The following is a 21206-nucleotide window of genomic DNA, read 5'->3' as shown; positions in this document are numbered from 1 at the left end:
CTGTCGAACATCATGCCCAAGTGCGCGTTGGCGTCAGTTCGCCTTGCTGCGCTTGTTCTCGAAGTTCAACAGGATGTCGACTTCTTCCGTGCCCGCCGTATGCAGCCATTCGCGTGTCAGACGCTCGCCCAGGCGGCGCATGTCGCCCTGCAGGTTCACGTCGGGGTTGAGCACGCGCACGCCGCTCTTGGCGAGTTCGGCTTCATCGCGCTCGTAGGTCTGGCGGCTCGAATCCCAACCGCGCGCCTCGTAGTCCTTGGCCAGCTTCAACACGGTCTGCTGGGTGGCGGGCGGCAGCTTGGCAAAACGCGCTTCATTGACGAACACGGCGTTCTTCGGAATCCACGCGTTGACCTTGTAGTAGTAGGTCAGGCGCTGGCCGGCCTTGGTTTCCAGACCGGTCGACGGCGAGGTGACCATCGTGTCGATACGCCCGGCGCCGATGGCGGCGGCCAGGTCGGCTGCCTCCACCTGCACAGCCTGCGCACCGTACAGCTCAGCGATGCGTTTTTGCGCGGCGTTGTACGTGCGCAAACGATGGCCCTTCAGGTCAGACAATCGGGAAATCGGCGTTTCGGAATACAGGTTCTGCGGTGGCCAGGGCACGGCGTACAGCAAGCGCAGGCCATTGGCCTTCATCAGCGCCTCAATGCGGCTGCGCGAGGCATCCCACAGCAGGCGCGCGTCGTTGTAGCCCGAGACCACGAAGGGAATCGAATCCACACCGAACAGCGGATCGCGCTGGGCCAGTGTGGAGAGCATCACCTCGCCCGCTTCAGCCTTACCGTCTTTGACGCCGTCAAAGATCGCGGCGGCCTTTAGCAGCGTGCCGTTCGGGGACACTTCGAACTTGAGGCTGCCGTTGGTGGCCGTGTTCACGGCGCTGGCAAAGGCCTGCAGGTTTTGCGTATGGAAATTGACGGCCGGATACGGCGTGGCCACGCGGAACGTTTCGGCGTGCGCCTGCGTAACAGACGTCAGCGAGATCAGCGACAGAGCGCTGGCTGCAAGAACACTAAGGAAGCGGCGTCCCGACACGGAACGGCCGCTCGTCATCTGGCTGCTCATGAATCCCCCCGGAGAAGAGCGCGATGCGAGGTCGACGACCGCACACCCCGATACCCTCCCCGGGCGGCGATCACGTTGGGTGGCGCACGCCGACAACCGATCCGCCGACGTGACGCACACCGCACGCGATGCATTAGACACGATTAGTGCAGCATCAGGAAGTAGAGCAACACGATATTGGCTGCAAGCAACAGTAGCGCGGTCGGGACTTGCGCTTTGATCACAGCGTTCTTATCGGACAGTTCCAGCAGTGCGGCCGGCACGACGTTGAAGTTGGCCGCCATCGGGGTCAGCAGCGTGCCGCAGTAGCCCGAGAACATGCCGATGGCCGCCATGACCGCCGGGTTGGCATGGAACACGCCCACCAGGATCGGCACCCCCACGCCGCCCGTCATGACCGGGAAGGCCGCAAAGCCATTGCCCATGATGACGGTAAACAGCGCCATGCCCACGCAGTAGACGATCACCGCAACCAGGCGATAGTCCATGTTGATGTAAGCGGTGGTCAGGTGCGCCACGGCCTTGCCCACACCCGCGTCGGCAAAGACCAGGCCCAGCATGGCCAGCATCTGCGGCAGCACCAGCGCCCAGCCAAGCGATTCCGTCAGCCGGCGCGATTCACGCATGGCTTGCACCGGCGTATCACGCGTCAACCAGCAAGCCAGCGCGAGCGAGATGATGCAGCCCAGGCCCAGCGAGACGAAGGTCTGGTTCTTCGGGTCCAGCAGCAGATCGCCGCCGATCTTGATGTCCTTCAGGAACACGCTGCCAATGACGGTGACCACCGGAATGGTCAGCGCCGGAATGAAGAGACGGTTGCCCAGGCGCTTGGCCGATGCGCGGCGTTCTTCCACCGGCAGTTCGCCATGCTTGCCCAGCGTCACGCCGCCCATGCCAGCCAGCAGCGCCATCACCACGGCGCCCGCGCCCACCACGATCGGCGGAATCTTGTCGCCGACCAGGAAGATCACGGCGAAGATCGCCCAGAACAGGCCCGTGGTCCAGCGACGCGGGTGGTCCTTGTCGGCAAAGGTCATCAGCGCGGTAATCGTCAGGATGATCCCGGCCAGCCAGTACAGATAGTTGATCGACAGAATCATGGCTTACCCCTGCTTGGCCGCGGCCGTGTTGGTGTTACCAGCAGCGCCCATCTCACGGGCCAGCCAGCCGTCCAGGCGCTTGAGGCGCACGGCATGGATCAGGAACGCGCAGACCGCGGTCGGGATCCCCCACACGGCAATGTGCAGCGGCTCCACGTCAATGCCCGAGCCGAGCAGGAACGTGTGCATCAGCGCGATGGCGCCGAAGGCCACGAAAATGTCTTCGCCGAAGAACAGGCCGACGTTGTCGGTCGCGGCGCAGAACGCCAGCAGGCGCTCACGCACCGGTGCCGGCAGCTTGCCGAAGCGGTTCTCGGCAGCGCCTTCGGCCATCGGGGCCAGCAGCGGACGCACCATTTGCGGATGGCCGCCGAGGCTGGTCAGGCCTGCCGCAGCCGTCAGCTCGCGCACGGCGAGGTAGACGATCAGCAGACGACCCACCGTGGCCGATTGAATGCGCGCGATCCAGTTCTGCGCGTGTTCACGCAGGCCGTGGCGCTCGAGCAGCCCCACCACTGCCAGCGGCAGCAGGATGATCAGCGGCAACGTGCGCGTTTTGATAATGCCCGTCCCGATCGCCGTCAGGATTTGGTCAATGGACATCGATGCCGCAAAACCGGTGGCGATGGCGGCCACGGCCACCACCAGCATCGGATTAAATCGCAGGACGAACCCCGCGATGATGACGACCACCCCGATCAGCGGCCATAGATTCACTGCCGTACTCATGTGGTGTTTCCTCCCCCCAAGTTGCTAAAAAAAGCCCCGCATGGAAGGTGCGGGGCGTGCTTCAGGCACCGGCGCCGACAGCGATCCCTTCGCTGCCGAGCCGTTCCCGGATGCGTCGCGCGAACGCCAGCGCGTGTGCGCCGTCGCCGTGCAAACAAACAGTTTGCGCGTGGATTGGAACCCACGTGCCATCAATCGCCTTCACGCGCTGTTCGCGCACCATGGTCAGCGTCTGGTCGAGTGCAGCGGCTTCGTCGTCGATCAGTGCGCCGGGCGTGCCGCGTTTGACGAGCGAGCCGTCGGCGTTGTAACCGCGATCAGCAAACACTTCTTCCTTGGCTTGCAGGCCCAGCTCGCGCGCGGCCTTGACCAGCTCACCGCCGGCAAGACCAAACACCACCAGCGAAGGATCGAAATCACGCACCGCGCGCACGATCGCTGCCGCCAGCGGGCGGTCACGCGAGGCCTGGTTGTACAGCGCGCCGTGCGCCTTCACGTGGGCCAGCTTGCCGCCCTGCGCACGCACGATGGCCGACAGGCCGCCGATCTGGAACAGCACGCCGGCGTAGATCTCGTCCGGAGGCAGGTGCATCTCGGTGCGGCCAAAGTTCTCGCGATCCGGAAAGCTCGGATGCGCGCCGATCGACACGCCTTCGCGCAGTGCCCACGCGGTGGTCTGGCGCATCGTGTTGACGTCGCCAGCGTGCCAGCCGCAGGCGATATTGGCAGAGCTCACCAGCGCAAGCAGCGCCTCGTCGTTGTCGCAACCCTCGCCGAGGTCGGCGTTCAGATCAATCGTGGTCATGATGTTGTCTTCCGATGCTTCAGGCATTCAGTCGCGCGCTGGGTAGCGTTTTGGCGGTACGCCGCGCGGTCGACAGAATGCCCTGGCGCTGCCAATCCAGCGCGGTTTCGATTTGCTGCAGATAGCGCGTCACCTCTGCGCGCGCGGCTTCGGCCTCTTCCAGCGTCACGCGCTCGAAGCGGATGCGCGTGCCCAGTGGAATCTGCGCCAGGCGCCATTGATCGGCCAGGATGACACTGCCGATCTTGGGGTAGCCACCGGTGGTCTGCGCGTCGGCCATCAGCACGATGGGCTGGCCCGATGGCGGCACCTGGATCACGCCCGGCACCACGCCGTGCGAGAGCAGATCGCCGCTCTGCTGCTTCTTGCGCTTGAGTTCCGGCCCTTGCAGGCGGAAGCCCATGCGGTTGCTGTTGGGGGTGAGCGTCCAGTCCGATTCCCAGAACGCGGCTTGCGCGTCGGCCAGGTAGTCGTCGTATTCCGGCCCCGGCAGCACGCGTATCACTGGGCGCATGGACTCACCGCTGCCTTGCGTGCGGTCGAACGTCCAGCGCGCGGCCTTCACGGCAACGGCGTCCTTGCTGATGTCGGGGGCGTGCGAGGTATCGGCGGGCAATACGGGCAGCCTGTCGCCGTCCTTGAGCGGGCGGCCTTCAAAGCCGCCAAAGCCCGCCTTCAGGTCAGTGCTGCGCGAACCCATCATCTCCGGCACATCGATGCCGCCGGCTACACACAGGTACGCACGCACGCCGCCCTGCGCCACACGCAAGGTCAGCGTCTGGCCGCGCTGCACGGGGATGGCGCGCCAAGCGTGCACGGGCGTGCCGTCCAGCGTGGCACGGCAATCGGCGCCCGTCAGTGCGATCAGGCCGTTGGCCTGGAAGCGCAGCGTCGCGTTGCCGAGCGTGAACTCGATGCCGGCCGCATCACTGCGGTTGCCGACCAAGCGGTTGCCCACATACAGCGACAGCGGGTCGAGCGCACCCGCCGTGCACACGCCAAAGCGGCGATAACCGGTGCGGCCCAGATCCTGCACGGATGCGAGCACGCCGGCCCGCACGATCTCGATCATGGCTTGAGCGGATTGGGATTGGCGGGGGCTCATGTGCGCACCTTCGAGGCAACGAAACGGATGCGGTCTCCGGGTGCCAGCAGCGTGGGGGGATCGCGCTGCGGCAGGAAGAGCGCCGCATCCGTGCGGCCAAGCAGTTGCCAGCCGCCGGGGGACGCGGCCGGGTAGATGCCCGTTTGCTCGCCGCCAATGCCAACCGAGCCGGCAGGCACGGCCATGCGGGGCTCCGCGCGGCGCGGCGTGGCAAGCGATTTGTCCAGGCCGCCCATATAGGCAAAGCCCGGCTGGAAACCGAGGAAGTAGACGATGTATTCAGGCGCGGTGTGGCGGCGCACGACTTCGGCAGGCGTCAGGCCGGTGTGCTTGGCAACGTCACGCAGGTCGGGGCCATCGTCACCGCCATAGGCGACTTCAATGTCGACCAGCTTGCCGTCGGCCACCAGTGCTTCGCTGTCCTCCCACGCTTCGCGCAGCAGGGTTTCGAGCACGCGCGCGTCGGCCATCGGGCCAAACACGAGCGTGAGGTTGTTCATGCCGGGCACCACGTCAATCACGCCTGCCCAGTTGGACGCGCGCGAGGCCATGGCCCAGATACGCTGCTGGCAATTCAGGGTCGCCGGCGGTGGCACTTCGCACAACAGCGCCAGTTCGCCCAGCCGGTGAATCGTGCACTGCAACTTAACCCCCGGTCTCGAAAGCACGCTCGTTGCGACGTGCGGATGAAAACGAAAGCGATACGTTAATAAAACGTTGATAAATTCTGTATAAGAAGTAACCCTTAGACGCGCAGGGCCCGGTCGCGTCTGATCGTGGTCCGGTGCCCTCATGATAGGCGTCGGACACGATCAGCGTGACTGGCATGTTATGCCAAAGTCATATGAAAGGATGAAGACGCCTCTAGATCAAGAGGCGTAGATGCATAGTGGGAATCGCGGGAATCAGGCGCCGGACACTTCGCGCGTGGCGCGCAGCCCCAGGATAAGCGCCCCGACGGCACAGATGGCCATCATGCCCAGCAGCGGCAGCGCGCTCTGACCGATGGCCGCGACCACCGTGCCCGTCACCATGCCCAGGCCGAACTGCATGGCACCCATCAGCGCCGAGCCGGTGCCGGCGCGCGCACCCTGCCCCGCCATCGCCAGCGCGCCTGTATTGGGCGAGATGCAGCCGATCGATGCGATGTAGCAAAACAACGCCACCAGCACGAGCGGCAGCGGCGTGAACCCAGCCGCCGCAGCCGCCGTCGCCAGCACGCTGGTCACGACCGGAATCCACAGCGCCCGGCGCAGCACGCGTGCCGGCGAATACTTGCGCACCAGCCGCACGTTCACGCGCGAGGCCGCGATCATTCCCGCAGCATTGCTGCCGAATACCCAGGCGTAGTGCGACGGCGACAGGCCATAGCCGTCGATCAGCACGAACGACGACACGGTGATGTAGGCAAACATGCCCGACAGGAACACCGCGCCGCACCACATATAGGCGGCGTAGTGGTGGTCGCGCAGCAGCTCCCAGTAATCACGCAGCACATGGCTGACCGCCAGCTTGCGGGCTTTCTCCGGGGCCAAGGTCTCGCGCATCAGATAGTGCACCGCCAGCAGCGACAGCACGCCGAAGGTCGTCAGCAGCGCAAAGATGATCCGCCACGAACCCACTTGCAGTACCGCCCCGCCGATCATCGGCGCGAGGATGGGCGCCACGCCCATCACCAGCATCAGCGTGGAATACGCCTGCGCGGCACCGGCCGGGTCCATGCGGTCACGCACGGCCGCGCGCGCGATCACCATGCCTGCGCAACCGCCAAAGCCCTGCACGCCGCGCAGCACGGCCAGCATGGTGGCGTCCTTGGCAAACGCGCAGCCGATCGAGGCCGCCACGTACATCGCCAGGCCGATGTAGAGCGGCGGCTTGCGGCCAAAGCGATCGCTGGCCGGGCCGTAGATCAGTTGGCCGATTGCCAGGCTGATGAGGAAGACCGTCAGCGTGAGCCCTGCCGCGGCCGACGAGGTATTCAGGTCGCGCGCGATGGTCGGCAGGCTCGGCAGATACATGTCGACCGACAGCGGGCCAACGGCAGTCAGCATGCCAAGCAGCAGGAGCCAGCCAGGAATCGGACCGGGCAGGCGGGATCGTGCGGGAGCGGGAGCAGTCATGGGAGGGAAACACAGCGCGGCAGTGGACATGACATCCCTGCCGAAGCAAACCGCGAACTGTAGCGCAAAGTAACAGATCGCGCCCAGGCACCGGGTAGGTGCATGCCGCCGGCCACTCGGCCCGTCCGCCCCACACGGGGGACACACACGCAACCTGCATACCCCGACATAACAAGCTGATGACCGCAAATCGGCCAAATCGGGCCGGCACGGGATTTGCACTCTCACCCCCCTCGTGAGAGGCAGGTGTAAACACGCTCCACACGCGCCGTCCGCGCCATCTGGCGTTGCGCCGGAAGATATAATTCATGTTTGATGAAAAGCATCACCAACCCATGATGATTGCTGCGATGCGTCGGCGCGAATCTGCGACGGCATCGCCTGTTGTGAAGTGTCGTCAACGCCCATAAGAGACCGCCTCCGCCAGAGCCTTGCGCTCGCGGTGAGCGGCACGAAACCACGAGCCCATCTGTTGTGACACCACTCCCACCGCGCCTGTCGCTGACAGGCATGACCAAGCGCTACCCGAGCGTGGTCGCCAACGACGGCGTGAGCCTCACCGTCGCGCCGGGCGAGATCCACGCCGTGCTGGGCGAAAACGGCGCCGGCAAATCGACGCTGATGAAGATCATCTTCGGCGCCGTGCAGCCCGACGCCGGCGAGATGTTGCTCGACGGCCAGCGCGTCGAGATCGCCAACCCGCATCAGGCGCGCGCGCTGGGCATTGCCATGGTGTTCCAGCACTTCTCGCTGTTCGACACGCTCACGGTGGCCGAGAACATCCTGCTCGGCCTGCCCACAGGCACCGACCTGCGCGACGTGGCCGAACAGGTGCGCACCACCGGCGACAAGTACGGCCTGCCGCTGGAGCCGCATCGCCATGTGCACACACTGTCCGTGGGCGAACGCCAACGCGTGGAAATCGTGCGTGCGCTGCTTACCAAGCCGCGCCTGCTGATCCTCGACGAGCCGACTTCGGTGCTGACACCGCAAGCCGTCGAGAAGCTCTTCGTCACGCTGCGCCAGCTCGCGGCCGAAGGCACCAGCATCCTCTACATCAGCCACAAGCTCGACGAGATCCAGGCGCTGTGCCATACCGCCACGGTGATGCGCATGGGCAAGGTCACGGGCGTGTGCGATCCGCGCCAGGAAACGGCAGCCTCGCTCTCGCGGATGATGATCGGCGGCGAGCCTCCGCGCGAACTGCGCGCGCAGACCACGCCGGGCGAAGTGCGCATGGAAGTGGCTGGTCTGTCGCTGCCCAAGGCACACGCGTTTGCGACCGAGCTGCGCGACATCGCGCTGCAATTGCGCAGCGGCGAGATCGTCGGCATCGCGGGCGTGTCGGGCAACGGCCAACAGGAGTTGCTGGCCGCGCTGTCGGGCGAAGACACGCGTGCTCCTTCGCAAACCATTTCCATCGGCGCCGAGCCGGTCGCCAAGCTGGACCCACGTGCGCGTCGCAAGCGCGGGCTGTCGTTCGTGCCGGAAGAGCGCCTGGGTCGCGGCGCGGTGCCGTCGCTATCGCTTGCTGCCAACACGCTGCTGACGCACCAGCGGGCGCCGCAAGTGCGCGGTGGGCTGATCGACAAGACCGCCGCCGCCAAGCTGGCCGCCAAGATCATCCAGCGCTTCGGGGTGAAGGCCGGCGGGCCGGACGCCCTGGCCAAGAGCCTGTCGGGCGGCAACCTGCAGAAATTCATCGTCGGCCGCGAAATCGAATGCGCGCCGCGCGTGCTCATCGTCGCGCAACCCACCTGGGGCGTGGACGTAGGCGCCGCAGCGCAGATCCACAACGAAATCCTCGCGCTCAAGGCCGGGGGCTGCGCCATCCTGATCGTGTCGGAAGAACTCGACGAACTCTTTGCGCTGTGCGATCGCCTGCACGTGATCGCCAATGGGCGCCTCTCCCCTTCCACCCCCACGCACGCCACCGACCGTGAACAGATCGGCCTGTGGATGAGCGGCATGTGGGACAAGACCGGTGCAGCTTTGACCACGACTTCGGAGGTGGCCCATGGCTGATGTCATGCATGGCAGCCGCCTGGCGCTGCCCATCTCGCTGGAGCTGCGCGCGATTCCGTCGCGCACCATGGCCTACGCCTCGCCGCTGATCGCGCTGGTGCTAACGATGGCGTTCGGCCTGCTGCTGTTCGCGCTGCTGGGCAAGGACCCGGTGGCCGGCCTGCGCGTGTTCCTGGTCGAGCCGCTGGTCAGCAAGCGCGCGATCGGCGAGGTGCTGCTCAAGACCGTGCCGCTGGTGCTGTGTGCGCTGGGGCTGTCGGTGTGCTACCGCGCCAACGTGTGGAACATCGGTGCGGAAGGGCAACTGATCGTCGGCGGCATCTTCGCGGCGGCCACGATCATCTATTTCGATACGCCCACACCGGCGATCCCGGGCGGCTTTGCACTGGTGCTCGCCATCATCGCGGGGCTGGTCGGCGGGGCGTTGTGGGCGGCAATCACCGCCCTGCTGCGCGATCGCTTCCACGCCAACGAGATCCTCGTCTCGCTGATGCTCACGTACATCGCGCAGTTGCTGCTGCTGTACGTGGTCAACGGGCCGCTCAAGGACCCGAACGGCATGAACTTCCCGCAGTCGATCGTGTTCGACAGCGCGTTCGTGTTGCCTACGCTGATGGCGGGTACGCGCCTGCACGTCGGCTTCCTGTTCATGCTGGTGATGACGGCGGTGATGACGCTGTTCGTGTTCCGCAGCTTTGCGGGCTATCGCCTGCAGGTGGGCGGGCTGGCACCGCAGGCGGCGCGCTATGCGGGCTTCTCGTCGCGCAAGGCGCTGTGGACGGCGCTGTTGATCTCCGGCGGGTTGGCAGGCATTGCCGGCGCGTTCGAGGTAACGGGCCCGATCGGGCAGTTGCTGCCGTCCATCTCCCCCGGCTACGGCTTTGCCGCCATCGTGGTGGCCTTTGTCGGCCGCCTGAATCCGGTGGGCACCGTGCTGGGCGCGATCGTGATGTCGCTGTTCTACATCGGCGGCGAACTCGCGCAATCGCGCCTGGGGTTGCCGTCGGCCATTACCGGGGTGTTCCAGGGCATGCTGCTGTTCTTCCTGCTGGCCTGCGACACGCTCATCGAATACCGCCTGCGCTGGCGCGCACATCACTGATCGGGCTGAGAGAAACAGAAACATGGAAAGTCTTGCTCCCCTGATCGCCGCGTCGATCAACGCCGGCACCCCGCTGCTGCTGGCTGCATTGGGCCTCTTGATGAACGAACGCTCCGGCGTGCTCAACCTGGGCGCCGAGGGCATGATGCTCGTGGCCGCCGTGGTCGGCTTCATGGTCGGCTACCAGACGCAGATTCCGCTGCTGGGCTTTGCCGCCGGCGCGATTGCCGGCATGGTGATGGCCGCCCTGTTCGCCTGGCTCGCGCTGGTCCTGGTGACGAATCAGGTCGCCACGGGCCTCGCGCTGTCGATCTTCGGCACCGGGCTGTCGGCCTTCATGGGCCAGCGCTTTGTCGGCATGTCTTTGCCGGCGCAGGCGCACGGCATTCCTGGGTTGGAGTCGATTCCGTTCGTGGGCCCTGCCCTGTTCGCGCACCACTGGATGGTCTATTTCAGCCTGCTGCTGTGCGGCGCCATCGCGTGGTTCCTGTTCAAGACACGCGCGGGCCTGACGCTGCGCGCGATCGGCGAATCGCCAGAGTCTGCGCATGCGCTGGGCTATCCGGTGCGCACCATCCGCTTTGGCGCGCTGCTGTTCGGCGGCGCGTGCTGCGGGCTGGCGGGCGCGTACCTGTCGCTGGTCTACACGCCGATGTGGGTCGAGAACATGGTCGCCGGGCGCGGCTGGATCGCCCTCGCGTTGACCACCTTCGCCACCTGGCGCCCGATGCGCATCCTGTTCGGCGCGCTGCTGTTCGGCGGCGTGACAATCCTGCAGTTCCACCTGCAGGGGATCGGCGTGTCGGTGCCGTCGCAGATTCTGTCGATGCTGCCGTTTGCCGCGACGATCGTCGTGCTGGCCATCATCTCGCGCAATCCGGACTGGATCCGTCTGAACATGCCGGCGTCGCTGGGCAAGCCGTTCCGCCCCGGTTCTGCCTAAGCTGTCTGCATTCCGCTTTTTTTTGCTTCAAGCTTCAACACAGTCAACGAGCCACACAACAGGAGAAATCGATGAACGTTACCCGCAGGATCACGCTGGCCGCGCTGGCCGCCGGCGCTGCCCTCACCCTCTGGGGTTGCGGCAAGTCCAACGACAACGCGGGCGGCAATGCCGCTCCGGCCGCATCGTCGGCCCCGGCTGCTGCCGCACCGGCACCGGCCAATGAGCCGCTGAAGGTGGCGTTCGTCTACGTCGGCCCGGTGGGCGATGCAGGCTGGACGCACGCCCACGACGACGGCCGCAAGGAAGTCGAAGCCAAGTACGGCGACAAGGTGAAGACCAGCTTCGTCGAAAGCGTGCCCGAGAGCGCCGCCGATGCCGAACGCGTGTTCCGCGACCTCGCCACGCAAGGCAACAAGGTCATCTTCGGCACCAGCTTCGGTTTCATGGAGTCGATGCTCAAGGTCGCCAAGGAATTCCCGGACGTGAAGTTCGAGCACGCCACCGGCTTCAAGACCGCCGACAACCTCGGCCAGTACGACGTGCGCACGTATGAAGGCGCGTACCTGGCAGGCGTGGTGGCCGGCAAGCTGAGCAAGTCGGGCAAGCTGGGCGTGGTGGGTTCGGTGCCCATCCCCGAGGTGATCCGCAATATCGACTCGTTCACGCTGGGCGCGCGCAGCGTGAACCCGAAGGCCACGACCCGCGTGGTGTGGGTCAACAAGTGGTTCGATCCGGGCAAGGAGCGTGAAGCGGCAACCACGCTGATCGGCCAAGGCGTCGACGTGCTGATGCAGAACACCGACTCCGCCGCCGTCGTGCAGACCGCGCAGGAAAAAGGCGTCTACGCACTCGGCTGGGACAGCGACATGACCAAGTTTGGCGAGAAGGCCCACCTGGCTGCCTCGATCAACAAGTGGGGCGTGTACTACACCAAGGTCATCGGCGACGTGCTTGAGAACAAGTGGAAACCGGAAACCGTGTGGTGGGGCCTGAAGGAAGGCGCGATCGATCTGGGCGCGTACAACGCCGTGGTGCCGGAAGACGTGAAGACGCTGGTCGAGACCCGCAAGAAGGGCATCATCGACGGCTCGGCTCCGATCTGGAAGGGTCCGCTGAAGGACAACACCGGCAAGGAAGTCCTGCCCGCCGACAAGGTTGCCGACGACGGCTTCCTGCACGGCATCAAGTTCTACGTGGAAGGCGTGGAAGGCAAGATTCCGGGCTAAGACCACCCCGCTGCAACAAGAAGCCGGCACCTCGCGAGAGGGCCGGCTTTTTTCATGGGCGTTGGACGCTCAAATCTTGAAAACCGGGCCGTTTCCCCAAGCTGATACGATGGTCCGCCGGTCGATTCACCTCATGTGACGCCGGCTTTTCATCAAGGAGCCCGCGATGTTCGGACGACTCTTCCGCCTGTGGAGCGTAGTGCGCAATGACGTGCGCCTGCTGTGGTTTGCGCTGCGCCATCCGGGCGCACCGTGGTGGCTCGCGCCTGCTGCGTTGCTGCTGGTGGGCTATGTGGTATCGCCGATTGATCTGATTCCGGACTTCATCCCGGTGATCGGCTGGATGGACGACATCGTGCTCGTCCCGCTGGCCCTGCACTTTCTGCTACGCGCCCTGCCCGAACGCGTGCGCGAAGATGCGCGCTTTGCCGCCGCCCGGCGTCGAGTGTCGCCAACCGGGCCGAGCGGGCGGTAACGCCACTTCTTACGGCAAGAGGATCGTCGAACCGGTCGTCTTGCGCTCTTCCAGATCGCGGTGCGCCTGCGCCGCGTCCAGCAGTTCGTAGCGCTGGTGGATCTCGATCTTCACCTTGCCACTGCCCACCACGTCGAACAGGTCGGCCGCCATCGGCTCCAGCAGATCGCGTCGCGCCGTGTACGTCATGAGCGTCGGGCGCGTGAGCTTGAGCGAGCCCTTCGCACCCAGCACGCTGATGTCGAACGGTGGCACCGGCCCCGATGCATTGCCATAGCTCACCATCATGCCGCGCGGTGACAGGCAATCCAGCGACCCCGTAAACGTGTCCTTCCCGATACCGTCGTAGACCACCGGCACGCCCTTACCGCCGGTGATCTCACGCACGCGCTCAGTGAAATTCTCGCGCGTGTAGACGATGGTGTGGTCGCAGCCGTGCGCGCGAGCCAGTTCTGCCTTGGCGTCGCTGCCAACGGTGCCGATCACCGTGGCGCCCAATGCCTTGAGCCACTGGCAGGCAATCAGGCCCACGCCGCCGGCCGCCGCGTGGAACAGCACCGTATCGCCCGGCTGCACGCGGTAGCTGTCGCGGATCAGGTATTGCGCGGTCATGCCCTGCAGCATCATCGCCGCGCCGGTTTCGAAATCGATGGTGTCCGGCAGGCGCACCAGGATGTCGGCCGGCATCGTGCGCATGGCGGCGTAGGCGCCGGTCGGGCGGCCCGCGTAGGCAACACGGTCGCCCGGTTTGACGTGGGTCACGCCCTCGCCCACCGCCTCCACCACACCAGACGCTTCCATGCCGATGCCGCCCGGCAGCGGCTGCGGATACAGCCCCGTGCGGAAGTACACGTCGATGTAGTTCAGGCCGATGGCGTGCTGGTTGATGGTGGCCTCGCCGGGGCCGGGCCGGGGCACGTCAACATCGACGTACCGCATCACTTCCGGGCCGCCGGTTTCAAAAATGCGGATGGCTTTCGTCATGCGTGGATCTCCTTCGGGTCAGGCTGCACCAGTTGCAGGGCGGACATCACCAGATCGGCGGTCGCCAGGTTGGTAGCACAGGGAATGTTGTGGACGTCGCAGGCGCGGACCAGCGCGTTGATGTCGGGTTCGTGCGGCTGCGGCGTCATCGGATCGCGCAGGAAGATGACGGCATCGACGCGGCCTTCGGCAAGCTGTGCGCCGATCTGCAGGTCGCCGCCCCACGGGCCGGACAGCATGCGCTGCACGGACAGGCCGACTTCCGCCTCCAGCCGGCCGCCGGTGGTGCCGGTCGCCAGCAAATCGCATTGCGCCAAGTAGGCCTGATGCGTCTGCGCAAAGGCGATCATGTCGTCTTTCTTGTGGTCGTGCGCGATCAGGGCAATGCGGCGCTTTTTCGCTGCGCCTTCGGGCGTAATGGTGGTCATGGTCTGGGCTTAGAAAGTGCCTGGGAAAGCGCCGCCATCCAGCAGGATGTTCTGCGCGTTCAGGTAACCCGCGTGCTGGCTGCAGAGGAAGGCGCATACGGCGCCGAATTCGGCCGGCTGGCCGAACCGCCGCGCTGGGTTGCCCTGGCGCTTGCGGTCAAAGTTGTCTTCTGCGCTGATGCCGGACGCTTTGGCGCCAGCCTCCAGCGTTTTGGTCAGACGGTCGGTCTCGAACTGGCCAGGCAGCAAGTTGTTGACAGTCACGCCGTGCTTGGCCACCTCGCGCGCGAGACCTGCCACAAAGCCGGTCAGGCCCGAGCGCGCGCCGTTGGACAATCCCAGCACATCAATCGGCGCCTTCACCGCACCGCTGGTGACGTTGATGATGCGGCCCCAGCGGCGCTCGATCATCTGGTCGACAGTTGCCTTGATCAGGTCGATGGGTGTGAGCATGTTGGCGTTGAGCGCGGCATTCCACGCATCACGATCCCAGTCGCGGAAATTGCCCGGCGGCGGACCGCCCGCGTTGTTGACGAGGATGTCGGGCGAGCCGCCCAGGCGCTCGCAGGCAAGCAGTGCTTCGGCCCGGCCTTCCGGCGTGGTGATGTCGGTGGCGACCGCTTCAACGCGGACACCATGTGCGCTGCGAATACGCTCGGCTGCTGCCAGCAGTGCTTCAGCGCCACGGGCGACGATCACGACATCCACACCCTCTGCCGCCAGCGCATCAGCGCAGGCGAAGCCCAATCCCTTGCTCGCGCCGCATACCAATGCGCGCTTGCCCTTCAGTCCCAGGTCCATCCTGTCTGACTCCTTGTGATCGTTATTTGGATTGGCTGCTCAGTCGGCTGGCATCACGCGACAGCAGCGCCATGCCGGCCAGCACCAGCGCGCTGCCAGCGATCTGCCACACCGTGATCGGCTCACCCAGCAGCCACCAGCCCAGCAATAGCGTCGACATCGGTCCGATCATGCCCGCCTGCGACGCCACCGGCGCGCCCACACGCGCCACCGCCATCATCGTGAGCGTAACCGGCGCCACCGTACAGAACACTGAATTGATGGCCGACAGTCCGTACACCTGCCAAGGCAGCACCAGCGCCGACACCGGCCGCAGCACCAGAAATTGAATGATGCAGGCCACGGTAGACACACACATGGCATAGGCCACCAGCCGCATCGACCCCACGCGCTTGACCAGCTCACCGCTGGCCAGCAGATAGATACCGTAGCTGATGGCGCTGGCGAGTACCAACCCGCCGCCCAGCCACACGTTGTTGCCGCCCAGGTTCAGGTCGTGCGCGAACACCAACACGATGCCCGCGTATGCCAACGCCAGAGACACCCATTGCAAGCCGGTGATGCGGCGCTTGAACACCGTCGACGTAATCAGCAGCACGAACGACGGCGTGAGGAACAGAATCAGCCGCTCCAGCCCCGCCGTGATGTATTGCAGGCCCAGGAAGTCGAGAAAGCTGGAGAGGTAGTAGCCGATGATGCCCAGGCCAACAATGCGCCAGCGATCCGACGGAGCCAACGGCGCCGCGCGTCGCGACTGCCACCACCCCATCGCCATGAACAGCGGCGCGGCCAGCAGCATCCGCAGGGTGATGACCATGACGGCATCCACCTGATAGCGGTACATCAGCTTGGCAACGATGGCCTTGGCAGAGAACAGGACGGCGCCCACCGAGGCAAGCAGCAGGCCGCCGGTGTCGGTGGTTCGTGCGGAGTTGGAAGACGCAGAAGACGCGGTGGTCACAACGGAGCGCGAGAGAGGCGCAGGACGTGTTGGAGGGCGCCGTCGATTGTATTGGAATTCAACAAAACGTTCCGACGACAGGTGCGCTGCACGTGGCACGGCTTTCGCTTGGGCGCACCCCGGACCGCCGTACAATCGCGCCTGCATTCCGAATATCTACAACGACAACGGATTCCACATCGAAATGAGCCAAGCCACCTCCCCCGCCTTCTCCGCGGGCGTCACCACCGGCACACCCGACCCGACCCTCTGGAACGAGGACCTCAACCCCACCCCGCAGGCCGCCCGCACCTGGACAGCCACCAACTACGCCGCACTGTGGATATCGATGGTGGTATCGGTGCCGGCCTACATGCTGGCCTCGGGTCTGATGAGCGAGGGCATGAACTGGTGGCAGGCCGTGCTGACGGTGTTCCTGGGCAACCTGATCGTGCTCGTGCCGATGGTGCTGGTGGGCCACGCGGGCACCAAGTACGGCATCCCCTTCCCCGTGCTCGTGCGGGCATCGTTCGGCGTGCGCGGTGCGCAACTGCCGGCCATCCTGCGGGCCATCGTGGCGTGCGGCTGGTTCGGCATCCAGACGTGGCTGGGCAGCCAGGCCATCTACACGATCCTGAACGTCGTCACCGACAACATGCTGGTGGGCAGCAACATTCCCGGCCTGGGCATCAACCCCGGCCAAGCGTTCTGCTTCCTGCTGTTCTGGGCGCTGCACATCTGGCTGATCACCAAGGGCCTGGAATCGATCAAGCGCTTCCAGGCGCTGGCCACGCCGCTGTTGATTCTGGCGGCGCTGGGCCTGGTCTGGTGGGCCTACGTCAATGCGGGCGGCTTTGGCCCGATGCTGTCGGCGCCGTCGGCATTTGCGGAAGGCGGCAAGCGTGCCGGCGAGTTCTGGGGCTTCTTCTGGCCTTCGCTGACCGCCATGGTCGGTTACTGGGCCACGCTGGCGCTGAACATTCCCGACTTCACCCGCTTCGCGCGCAGCCAGCGCGATCAGCTCGTCGGCCAGGCCATCGGCTTGCCGCTGCCGATGGGGCTGCTGGCGCTGGTGGCGGTGCTCGTTACGTCGTCTACCGTGGTCATCTACGGCCAGGCCATCTGGGACCCGGTCACGCTGGCCGGCAAGATGACGGGGCCGTCGGTCATCGTCGCGCTGCTGGCGCTGATCACCGCCACGCTGATGACGAACATCGCCGCCAACGTGGTGTCGCCGGCATATGACTTCTCGAACCTCGCGCCGCATCGCATCTCGTTCCGCATCGGCGGCTACATCACGGCGGGCATCGGCCTGGCGATGATGCCGTGGAAGATCCTGGAGACAACCAAGGGCTACATCTTCACGTGGCTGGTCGGCTATGGCGCGCTGCTGGGCCCGGTGGCCGGCATCATGATGGTCGACTACTTCCTGGTGCGCCGCACCGTGCTCAAGACCGGTGAGCTGTTCCGCGTGGACGGCCCCTACGGCTACGGCAACGGCTGGAACGGCCGCGCCATCGTCGCGCTCATCATTGGCGTGCTGCCGAACCTGCCGGGCTTCTTCAAGCAGGCGGGCTTCGTGGCCAGCGTGCCGGACGTGTTTGAGGCGCTGTACACGTATGCGTGGTTCGTGGGGCTGGCGATTTCGGCCGTGGTGTACATCGTCCTCATGCGCGGCCGCCGTTAAGCTTTACCTGACCATCGGCTCAAGGGGCGCGCCGGTACAATGCGCCCCACTACCGAATCCCTCGCTGTCCGCCATGAAACAAGATCCGCGCTTTCCGAACCTGTTCATCCTCAATCACCCGCTGATCCAGCACAAGCTGACGCACATGCGCGACAAGGACACGTCCACGCGCACGTTCCGCGAGCTGCTGCGTGAGATCACGCTACTGATGGGCTACGAGATCACGCGCAACCTGCCGCTGACCAACCGCCACATCGACACGCCGATGGGCCCGATGGACGCCCCCGTCATCGCCGGCCGCAAGCTGGCCGTGGTGCCGGTGCTGCGCGCAGGCGTGGGCATGAGCGACGGGCTGGTGGAGTTGATCCCGTCAGCGCGCATCGGCCACATCGGCGTGTACCGCGACGAACACCATCGCCCGGTGGAATATCTCGTGCGCCTGCCGGATCTGGAAGACCGCACCTTCATCCTGTGCGATCCGATGGTCGCCACCGGCTACTCGGCCGTACACGCGATCGACGTGATGAAGAAACGCGGTGTACCTGATGAGAACATCCTCTTCCTGGCGCTCGTCGCCGCACCGGAAGGCGTGGAGGTGTTCCAGAAGGCGCATCCGGGCGTGAAGCTGTTCGTGGCGTCGCTCGATTCGCACCTGGACGAGCACGCCTACATCATCCCCGGCTTGGGCGATGCGGGCGACCGCCTGTTCGGCACGAAGAACTGATCGCACTGCGTTGTACGCAAACAAAAACAGCCGGCATTGCCGGCTGTTTGCTTTGGTGCACGCGATGGCTGCGAAGTGGCGGGGGAGCCGGTGGCGGCACTGATCAGGCTTGGCGCTGCCTGGCGGCGCGCTCTTCTTCGCGCATCTTGCGCACGAAAAGGCGCCAGAAAAACGCGCCCATGCCGATGAGAAAGCCGATGACGGCGAGGCTCGCCAGGCCGGTATCGGTCGTGAACAAGATTTTGAGTGCGGTCATATGCCAGATCTCCCGGATTGAGGGCCGCGGCACCGGATGATGCCTCGGCCCGATGTAGTCTAGGGAGACCGGCGCGCCAGGTATTGCGTGCGGTCAAGCGCAGGGGCGGTCTCATCCTGCGCACGGCTTGTTACCTGACGAAGGTCAGAAACGCTCAGCTCAGCGCTTCTTCGAGCCCCCCAGGATGCTGCCCAGTACGCCGCGCACGATCTCGCGCCCGATGGTCGAGCCGATCGTGCGTGTTGCCGATTTGGCCAGCGTTTCGACGATCGAATCGCCGCGACCGGTACGGCCCGTGCCCTTGGTCAGGATCGAGCCAACCTCGCCGAGCCAACCGCTGCCCTCTTGCGCGGGTGCGGGTGCGGGTGCGGGTGCGGGGGCCTGTGTGGATGCCGAACCTGAGGAGGCACCGAAATCCGTGCCGATAGACCCTGGTGCCTGCGCAGGTGCTGCCCCGCCCGTCGCCACGCGCCCGGTCAGGATTTCGTAGGCGGATTCGCGATCGATTGCCGTGTCATAGCGCCCCGCCACCAGCGAGTTGGCAAGCAGCGCACGGCGCTCGTCGTCCGAGATCGGTCCGATGCGCGATGCGGGCGGCACGACAAACGCACGCTCCGTAATCTCCGGGCGGCCACCTTCATCCAGCATGGAGATCAGCGCCTCGCCCACAGCCAATTCGCCGATGGCCTGTTCGATGCTGAACTCCGGGTTCGCGCGCATCGTGGTGGCCGCCGCCTTCACGGCCTTCTGATCGCGCGGCGTGAAGGCGCGCAATGCATGCTGCACGCGGTTGCCGAGCTGACCGAGCACGGTGTCGGGCACGTCGGATGGATTCTGCGTCACGAAGTACACGCCCACGCCCTTGGAGCGGATCAGCCGCACCACCTGCTCCACTTTCTGCAGCAGCGACGGCGGCGCGTCGTTGAACAGCAGGTGCGCCTCATCAAAGAAGAACGCCAGCTTGGGCTTGTCCAGATCGCCCACTTCCGGCAGGTGCTCGAACAGCTCGGAGAGCATCCACAGCAGGAACGTCGCGTACAGCTTGGGCGCGTTGAGCAGCTTGTCAGCCGCAAGGATGTTGATGACGCCCTGGCCGCGCACGGTCTGCATCAGGTCGTTGATGTCGAGCATCGGCTCGCCGAAAAACTGGTCGGCGCCCTGTTCTTCCAGCGCGATCAGGTTGCGCTGGATGGCCCCGATGCTGGCCGACGAGATGTTGCCGTACTTGTTCGTGTACTCCGACGAGTGCTCGCCCACGTGCTGCAGCATCGCGCGCAGGTCCTTCATGTCGAGCAGCGCGAGGCCGGAGTCGTCTGCAATCCGGAAGACGAGATTCAGCACACTGGTCTGAATGTCGTTCAGCTCCAGCATGCGAGACAGCATCAGCGGGCCCATGTCGGACACGGTCGCGCGCACGGGGTGGCCCTTCTCGCCGTACACGTCCCACAGCGTGACGGGGCAGCCGGCCCATTGCGGCTCTTCCAGGCCGCGCTCCTGCAGGCGCGCCTTGAGCTTGTCGTTCGACTGGCCGGGCTGCGAAATGCCGGTCAGGTCACCTTTGACATCAGCCAGGAAGACCGGCACGCCGATCTTCGACAGGCCCTGTGCAATGGTTTGCAGGGTGACGGTCTTACCGGTGCCGGTGGCGCCGGTGATCAAGCCATGCCGGTTGGCGAGCTGGGGAAGAAGCATCAGCTCAGCTTTGGCGTTCTTGGCAACGAGGATGGGATCGGTCATGAGGTTCTGACGAGGATCAATCGGGGGGATGCCACACCCGCGGCTCGACCAGATGGACGGGGCGGCGAGCGTGTGCAGCATGCTAAAATCTGCGACCGATTATAGAGCGTGCAGGTGGCGTCAAACCGCCATCTGGGCGCCAGATTCCACAGCATTTCCACCGCATTCCGCTCGGAGAGTTTCATGGCCGGTCATTCCAAATGGGCCAATATCAAGCATAAAAAAGCCGCTGCCGACGCCAAGCGCGGCAAGATTTGGACGCGCCTGATCAAGGAAATCACCGTGGCGGCCCGCCTGGGCGGCGGCGATGCCGATTCCAACCCGCGCCTGCGTCTGGCCATGGACAAGGCCACCGACGCCAACATGCCCAAGGACAACATCCAGCGCGCCATCCAGCGCGGCGTGGGTGGCCTGGAAGGCGCGAACTACGAAGAAATCCGCTACGAAGGCTACGGCATCAATGGCGCCGCCATCATCGTCGACTGCCTGACCGACAACCGCACGCGCACCGTGGCTGAAGTCCGCCACGGCTTCGACAAGTACGGCGGCAACATGGGCGTCGCCGGCTCGGTGGCGTTCCTGTTCGACCACGTCGGGCAGTTCATCTTTGCCCCGGGCACGCCGGAAGACAAGCTGATGGACGCCGCGCTCGAAGCCGGCGCCGACGACGTCGTCACCCATGAAGACGGCGCGCTCGAAGTCATCTGCCCGCCGCATGATTTCACCAAGGTCAAGACTGCACTGGAAGCCGCCGGCTTTAAGGCGGAGCTGGCCGAAGTCATCATGAAGCCGCAGAACGAAGTCGAGTTCACCGGCGAAGATGCGGTCAAGATGCAGAAGCTGCTCGACGTCCTGGAAAACCTGGACGACGTGCAGGAAGTCTTCACCAACGCGGTCATCGGGGAATAAGCCCGAGACGCGCGCACAACGGCGATCGAACCAACCGAT

At 65.2% G+C, this 21206-nt stretch carries 21 protein-coding genes; 8 read left to right on the top strand and 13 right to left on the bottom strand.

Translation table 11 applies throughout. The features are described from left to right. Positions 1 to 33: 33 nt before the first annotated feature. The 7 genes from ACS13N_RS03475 to ACS13N_RS03445 form a co-directional block, all read right to left on the bottom strand. Complete coding sequence (locus ACS13N_RS03475) at positions 34 to 1068, bottom strand: TRAP transporter substrate-binding protein (RefSeq protein WP_438930371.1); 1035 nt, start codon at positions 1066 to 1068, stop codon at positions 34 to 36. Positions 1069 to 1211: 143 nt separating this feature from the next. Then, a complete protein-coding gene (locus tag ACS13N_RS03470) occupies positions 1212 to 2168 on the bottom strand; it encodes a DUF979 domain-containing protein (RefSeq protein WP_438930370.1) in 957 nt (318 codons plus the stop codon). 3 nt (positions 2169 to 2171) lie between these two features. Then, the gene (locus tag ACS13N_RS03465; RefSeq protein WP_438930369.1) at positions 2172 to 2897 is read right to left on the bottom strand and encodes a DUF969 domain-containing protein; all 726 of its coding nucleotides are present in this window, start codon (positions 2895 to 2897) and stop codon (positions 2172 to 2174) included. Between the two features lie 61 nt (positions 2898 to 2958). Then, entirely contained in the window at positions 2959 to 3702 is a 744-nt protein-coding gene (gene pxpA / locus ACS13N_RS03460; protein ID WP_438930368.1) for a 5-oxoprolinase subunit PxpA, read from the bottom strand. Between the two features lie 19 nt (positions 3703 to 3721). Further along, entirely contained in the window at positions 3722 to 4807 is a 1086-nt protein-coding gene (locus ACS13N_RS03455; RefSeq protein WP_438930367.1) for a biotin-dependent carboxyltransferase family protein, read from the bottom strand. Next, the gene (gene pxpB, locus ACS13N_RS03450; RefSeq protein WP_438930366.1) at positions 4804 to 5451 is read right to left on the bottom strand and encodes a 5-oxoprolinase subunit PxpB; all 648 of its coding nucleotides are present in this window, start codon (positions 5449 to 5451) and stop codon (positions 4804 to 4806) included. Before pxpB ends, ACS13N_RS03455 begins: the two co-directional genes overlap by 4 nt. 261 nt (positions 5452 to 5712) lie before the next feature. Then, positions 5713 to 6927: a multidrug effflux MFS transporter gene (locus ACS13N_RS03445; RefSeq protein ID WP_438930365.1), complete on the bottom strand. Its 1215-nt coding sequence runs from the start codon at positions 6925 to 6927 to the stop codon at positions 5713 to 5715. A 510-nt stretch (positions 6928 to 7437) separates the two neighbouring features. Between ACS13N_RS03445 and ACS13N_RS03440 the strand changes: the two genes are divergently transcribed. The 5 genes from ACS13N_RS03440 to ACS13N_RS03420 all read left to right on the top strand — a co-directional run bounded on the left by ACS13N_RS03440 (position 7438) and on the right by ACS13N_RS03420 (position 12701). After that, complete coding sequence (locus ACS13N_RS03440) at positions 7438 to 8952, top strand: ABC transporter ATP-binding protein (RefSeq protein WP_438930606.1); 1515 nt, start codon at positions 7438 to 7440, stop codon at positions 8950 to 8952. Then, on the top strand, positions 8945 to 10054 hold the full coding sequence (locus tag ACS13N_RS03435; protein WP_438930364.1) for an ABC transporter permease: 1110 nt from the start codon (positions 8945 to 8947) through the stop codon (positions 10052 to 10054). The genes ACS13N_RS03440 and ACS13N_RS03435 overlap by 8 nt, the downstream gene beginning before the upstream one ends. Positions 10055 to 10076: 22 nt before the next feature. Next, a complete protein-coding gene (locus ACS13N_RS03430) occupies positions 10077 to 10997 on the top strand; it encodes an ABC transporter permease (RefSeq protein WP_438930363.1) in 921 nt (306 codons plus the stop codon). Positions 10998 to 11068: 71 nt separating this feature from the next. Further along, a complete protein-coding gene (locus ACS13N_RS03425) occupies positions 11069 to 12226 on the top strand; it encodes a BMP family ABC transporter substrate-binding protein (protein ID WP_438930362.1) in 1158 nt (385 codons plus the stop codon). A 166-nt stretch (positions 12227 to 12392) separates the two neighbouring features. Further along, entirely contained in the window at positions 12393 to 12701 is a 309-nt protein-coding gene (locus ACS13N_RS03420) for a YkvA family protein (protein WP_438930361.1), read from the top strand. 9 nt (positions 12702 to 12710) lie between these two features. Here the strand turns inward: ACS13N_RS03420 and ACS13N_RS03415 are convergent, their stop codons facing one another. Genes ACS13N_RS03415 through ACS13N_RS03400 form a run of 4 tightly spaced genes read right to left on the bottom strand, consistent with a single transcriptional unit; the run spans position 12711 to position 15875 of the window. Then, the gene (locus tag ACS13N_RS03415; protein ID WP_438930360.1) at positions 12711 to 13685 is read right to left on the bottom strand and encodes a quinone oxidoreductase family protein; all 975 of its coding nucleotides are present in this window, start codon (positions 13683 to 13685) and stop codon (positions 12711 to 12713) included. Continuing rightward, positions 13682 to 14113 carry a methylglyoxal synthase gene (locus tag ACS13N_RS03410; RefSeq protein WP_438930359.1) on the bottom strand — a complete coding sequence of 144 codons (432 nt, stop codon included), beginning with the start codon at positions 14111 to 14113 and terminating at the stop codon, positions 13682 to 13684. Before ACS13N_RS03410 ends, ACS13N_RS03415 begins: the two co-directional genes overlap by 4 nt. Before the next feature lie 9 nt (positions 14114 to 14122). Next, the gene (locus ACS13N_RS03405) at positions 14123 to 14914 is read right to left on the bottom strand and encodes an SDR family oxidoreductase (protein WP_438930358.1); all 792 of its coding nucleotides are present in this window, start codon (positions 14912 to 14914) and stop codon (positions 14123 to 14125) included. Positions 14915 to 14936: 22 nt separating this feature from the next. Then, a complete protein-coding gene (locus ACS13N_RS03400) occupies positions 14937 to 15875 on the bottom strand; it encodes a DMT family transporter (RefSeq protein WP_438930357.1) in 939 nt (312 codons plus the stop codon). Between the two features lie 184 nt (positions 15876 to 16059). Here ACS13N_RS03400 and ACS13N_RS03395 point away from each other — a divergent pair, with 184 nt between their 5' ends. Together ACS13N_RS03395 and upp are read left to right on the top strand one after the other, a co-directional pair. Continuing rightward, positions 16060 to 17541 carry an NCS1 family nucleobase:cation symporter-1 gene (locus tag ACS13N_RS03395; RefSeq protein ID WP_438930356.1) on the top strand — a complete coding sequence of 494 codons (1482 nt, stop codon included), beginning with the start codon at positions 16060 to 16062 and terminating at the stop codon, positions 17539 to 17541. Between the two features lie 73 nt (positions 17542 to 17614). After that, entirely contained in the window at positions 17615 to 18265 is a 651-nt protein-coding gene (gene upp, locus ACS13N_RS03390; RefSeq protein ID WP_438930355.1) for a uracil phosphoribosyltransferase, read from the top strand. A 103-nt stretch (positions 18266 to 18368) separates the two neighbouring features. Here the strand turns inward: upp and ACS13N_RS03385 are convergent, their stop codons facing one another. Next, positions 18369 to 18521: a DUF3149 domain-containing protein gene (locus ACS13N_RS03385; protein WP_438930354.1), complete on the bottom strand. Its 153-nt coding sequence runs from the start codon at positions 18519 to 18521 to the stop codon at positions 18369 to 18371. Between the two features lie 159 nt (positions 18522 to 18680). After that, positions 18681 to 20258, bottom strand: coding sequence for a helicase HerA-like C-terminal domain-containing protein (locus tag ACS13N_RS03380; RefSeq protein WP_438930353.1), 1578 nt, complete (start codon positions 20256 to 20258; stop codon positions 18681 to 18683). Between the two features lie 183 nt (positions 20259 to 20441). Here ACS13N_RS03380 and ACS13N_RS03375 point away from each other — a divergent pair, with 183 nt between their 5' ends. Continuing rightward, positions 20442 to 21167: a YebC/PmpR family DNA-binding transcriptional regulator gene (locus ACS13N_RS03375; RefSeq protein WP_064802317.1), complete on the top strand. Its 726-nt coding sequence runs from the start codon at positions 20442 to 20444 to the stop codon at positions 21165 to 21167. Positions 21168 to 21206 lie beyond the last annotated feature (39 nt).

The organism is Ralstonia sp. 24A2 (genome assembly GCF_051783885.1).
In the GTDB taxonomy this organism is placed as follows: domain Bacteria; phylum Pseudomonadota; class Gammaproteobacteria; order Burkholderiales; family Burkholderiaceae; genus Ralstonia.
This window is presented reverse-complemented; position numbering and strand designations above follow the sequence as displayed.

Coding starts and splice junctions, on each gene's coding strand:
- ACS13N_RS03475 (WP_438930371.1), bottom strand. CDS start 1,068: ATGAGCAGCCAGATGACGAGCGGCCGTTCCGTGTCGGGACGCCGCTTC.
- ACS13N_RS03470 (WP_438930370.1), bottom strand. CDS start 2,168: ATGATTCTGTCGATCAACTATCTGTACTGGCTGGCCGGGATCATCCTG.
- ACS13N_RS03465 (WP_438930369.1), bottom strand. CDS start 2,897: ATGAGTACGGCAGTGAATCTATGGCCGCTGATCGGGGTGGTCGTCATC.
- pxpA (WP_438930368.1), bottom strand. CDS start 3,702: ATGACCACGATTGATCTGAACGCCGACCTCGGCGAGGGTTGCGACAAC.
- ACS13N_RS03455 (WP_438930367.1), bottom strand. CDS start 4,807: ATGAGCCCCCGCCAATCCCAATCCGCTCAAGCCATGATCGAGATCGTG.
- ACS13N_RS03445 (WP_438930365.1), bottom strand. CDS start 6,927: ATGACTGCTCCCGCTCCCGCACGATCCCGCCTGCCCGGTCCGATTCCT.
- ACS13N_RS03440 (WP_438930606.1), top strand. CDS start 7,438: ATGACCAAGCGCTACCCGAGCGTGGTCGCCAACGACGGCGTGAGCCTC.
- ACS13N_RS03435 (WP_438930364.1), top strand. CDS start 8,945: ATGGCTGATGTCATGCATGGCAGCCGCCTGGCGCTGCCCATCTCGCTG.
- ACS13N_RS03430 (WP_438930363.1), top strand. CDS start 10,077: ATGGAAAGTCTTGCTCCCCTGATCGCCGCGTCGATCAACGCCGGCACC.
- ACS13N_RS03425 (WP_438930362.1), top strand. CDS start 11,069: ATGAACGTTACCCGCAGGATCACGCTGGCCGCGCTGGCCGCCGGCGCT.
- ACS13N_RS03420 (WP_438930361.1), top strand. CDS start 12,393: ATGTTCGGACGACTCTTCCGCCTGTGGAGCGTAGTGCGCAATGACGTG.
- ACS13N_RS03415 (WP_438930360.1), bottom strand. CDS start 13,685: ATGACGAAAGCCATCCGCATTTTTGAAACCGGCGGCCCGGAAGTGATG.
- ACS13N_RS03410 (WP_438930359.1), bottom strand. CDS start 14,113: ATGACCACCATTACGCCCGAAGGCGCAGCGAAAAAGCGCCGCATTGCC.
- ACS13N_RS03405 (WP_438930358.1), bottom strand. CDS start 14,914: ATGGACCTGGGACTGAAGGGCAAGCGCGCATTGGTATGCGGCGCGAGC.
- ACS13N_RS03395 (WP_438930356.1), top strand. CDS start 16,060: ATGAGCCAAGCCACCTCCCCCGCCTTCTCCGCGGGCGTCACCACCGGC.
- upp (WP_438930355.1), top strand. CDS start 17,615: ATGAAACAAGATCCGCGCTTTCCGAACCTGTTCATCCTCAATCACCCG.
- ACS13N_RS03385 (WP_438930354.1), bottom strand. CDS start 18,521: ATGACCGCACTCAAAATCTTGTTCACGACCGATACCGGCCTGGCGAGC.
- ACS13N_RS03380 (WP_438930353.1), bottom strand. CDS start 20,258: ATGACCGATCCCATCCTCGTTGCCAAGAACGCCAAAGCTGAGCTGATG.
- ACS13N_RS03375 (WP_064802317.1), top strand. CDS start 20,442: ATGGCCGGTCATTCCAAATGGGCCAATATCAAGCATAAAAAAGCCGCT.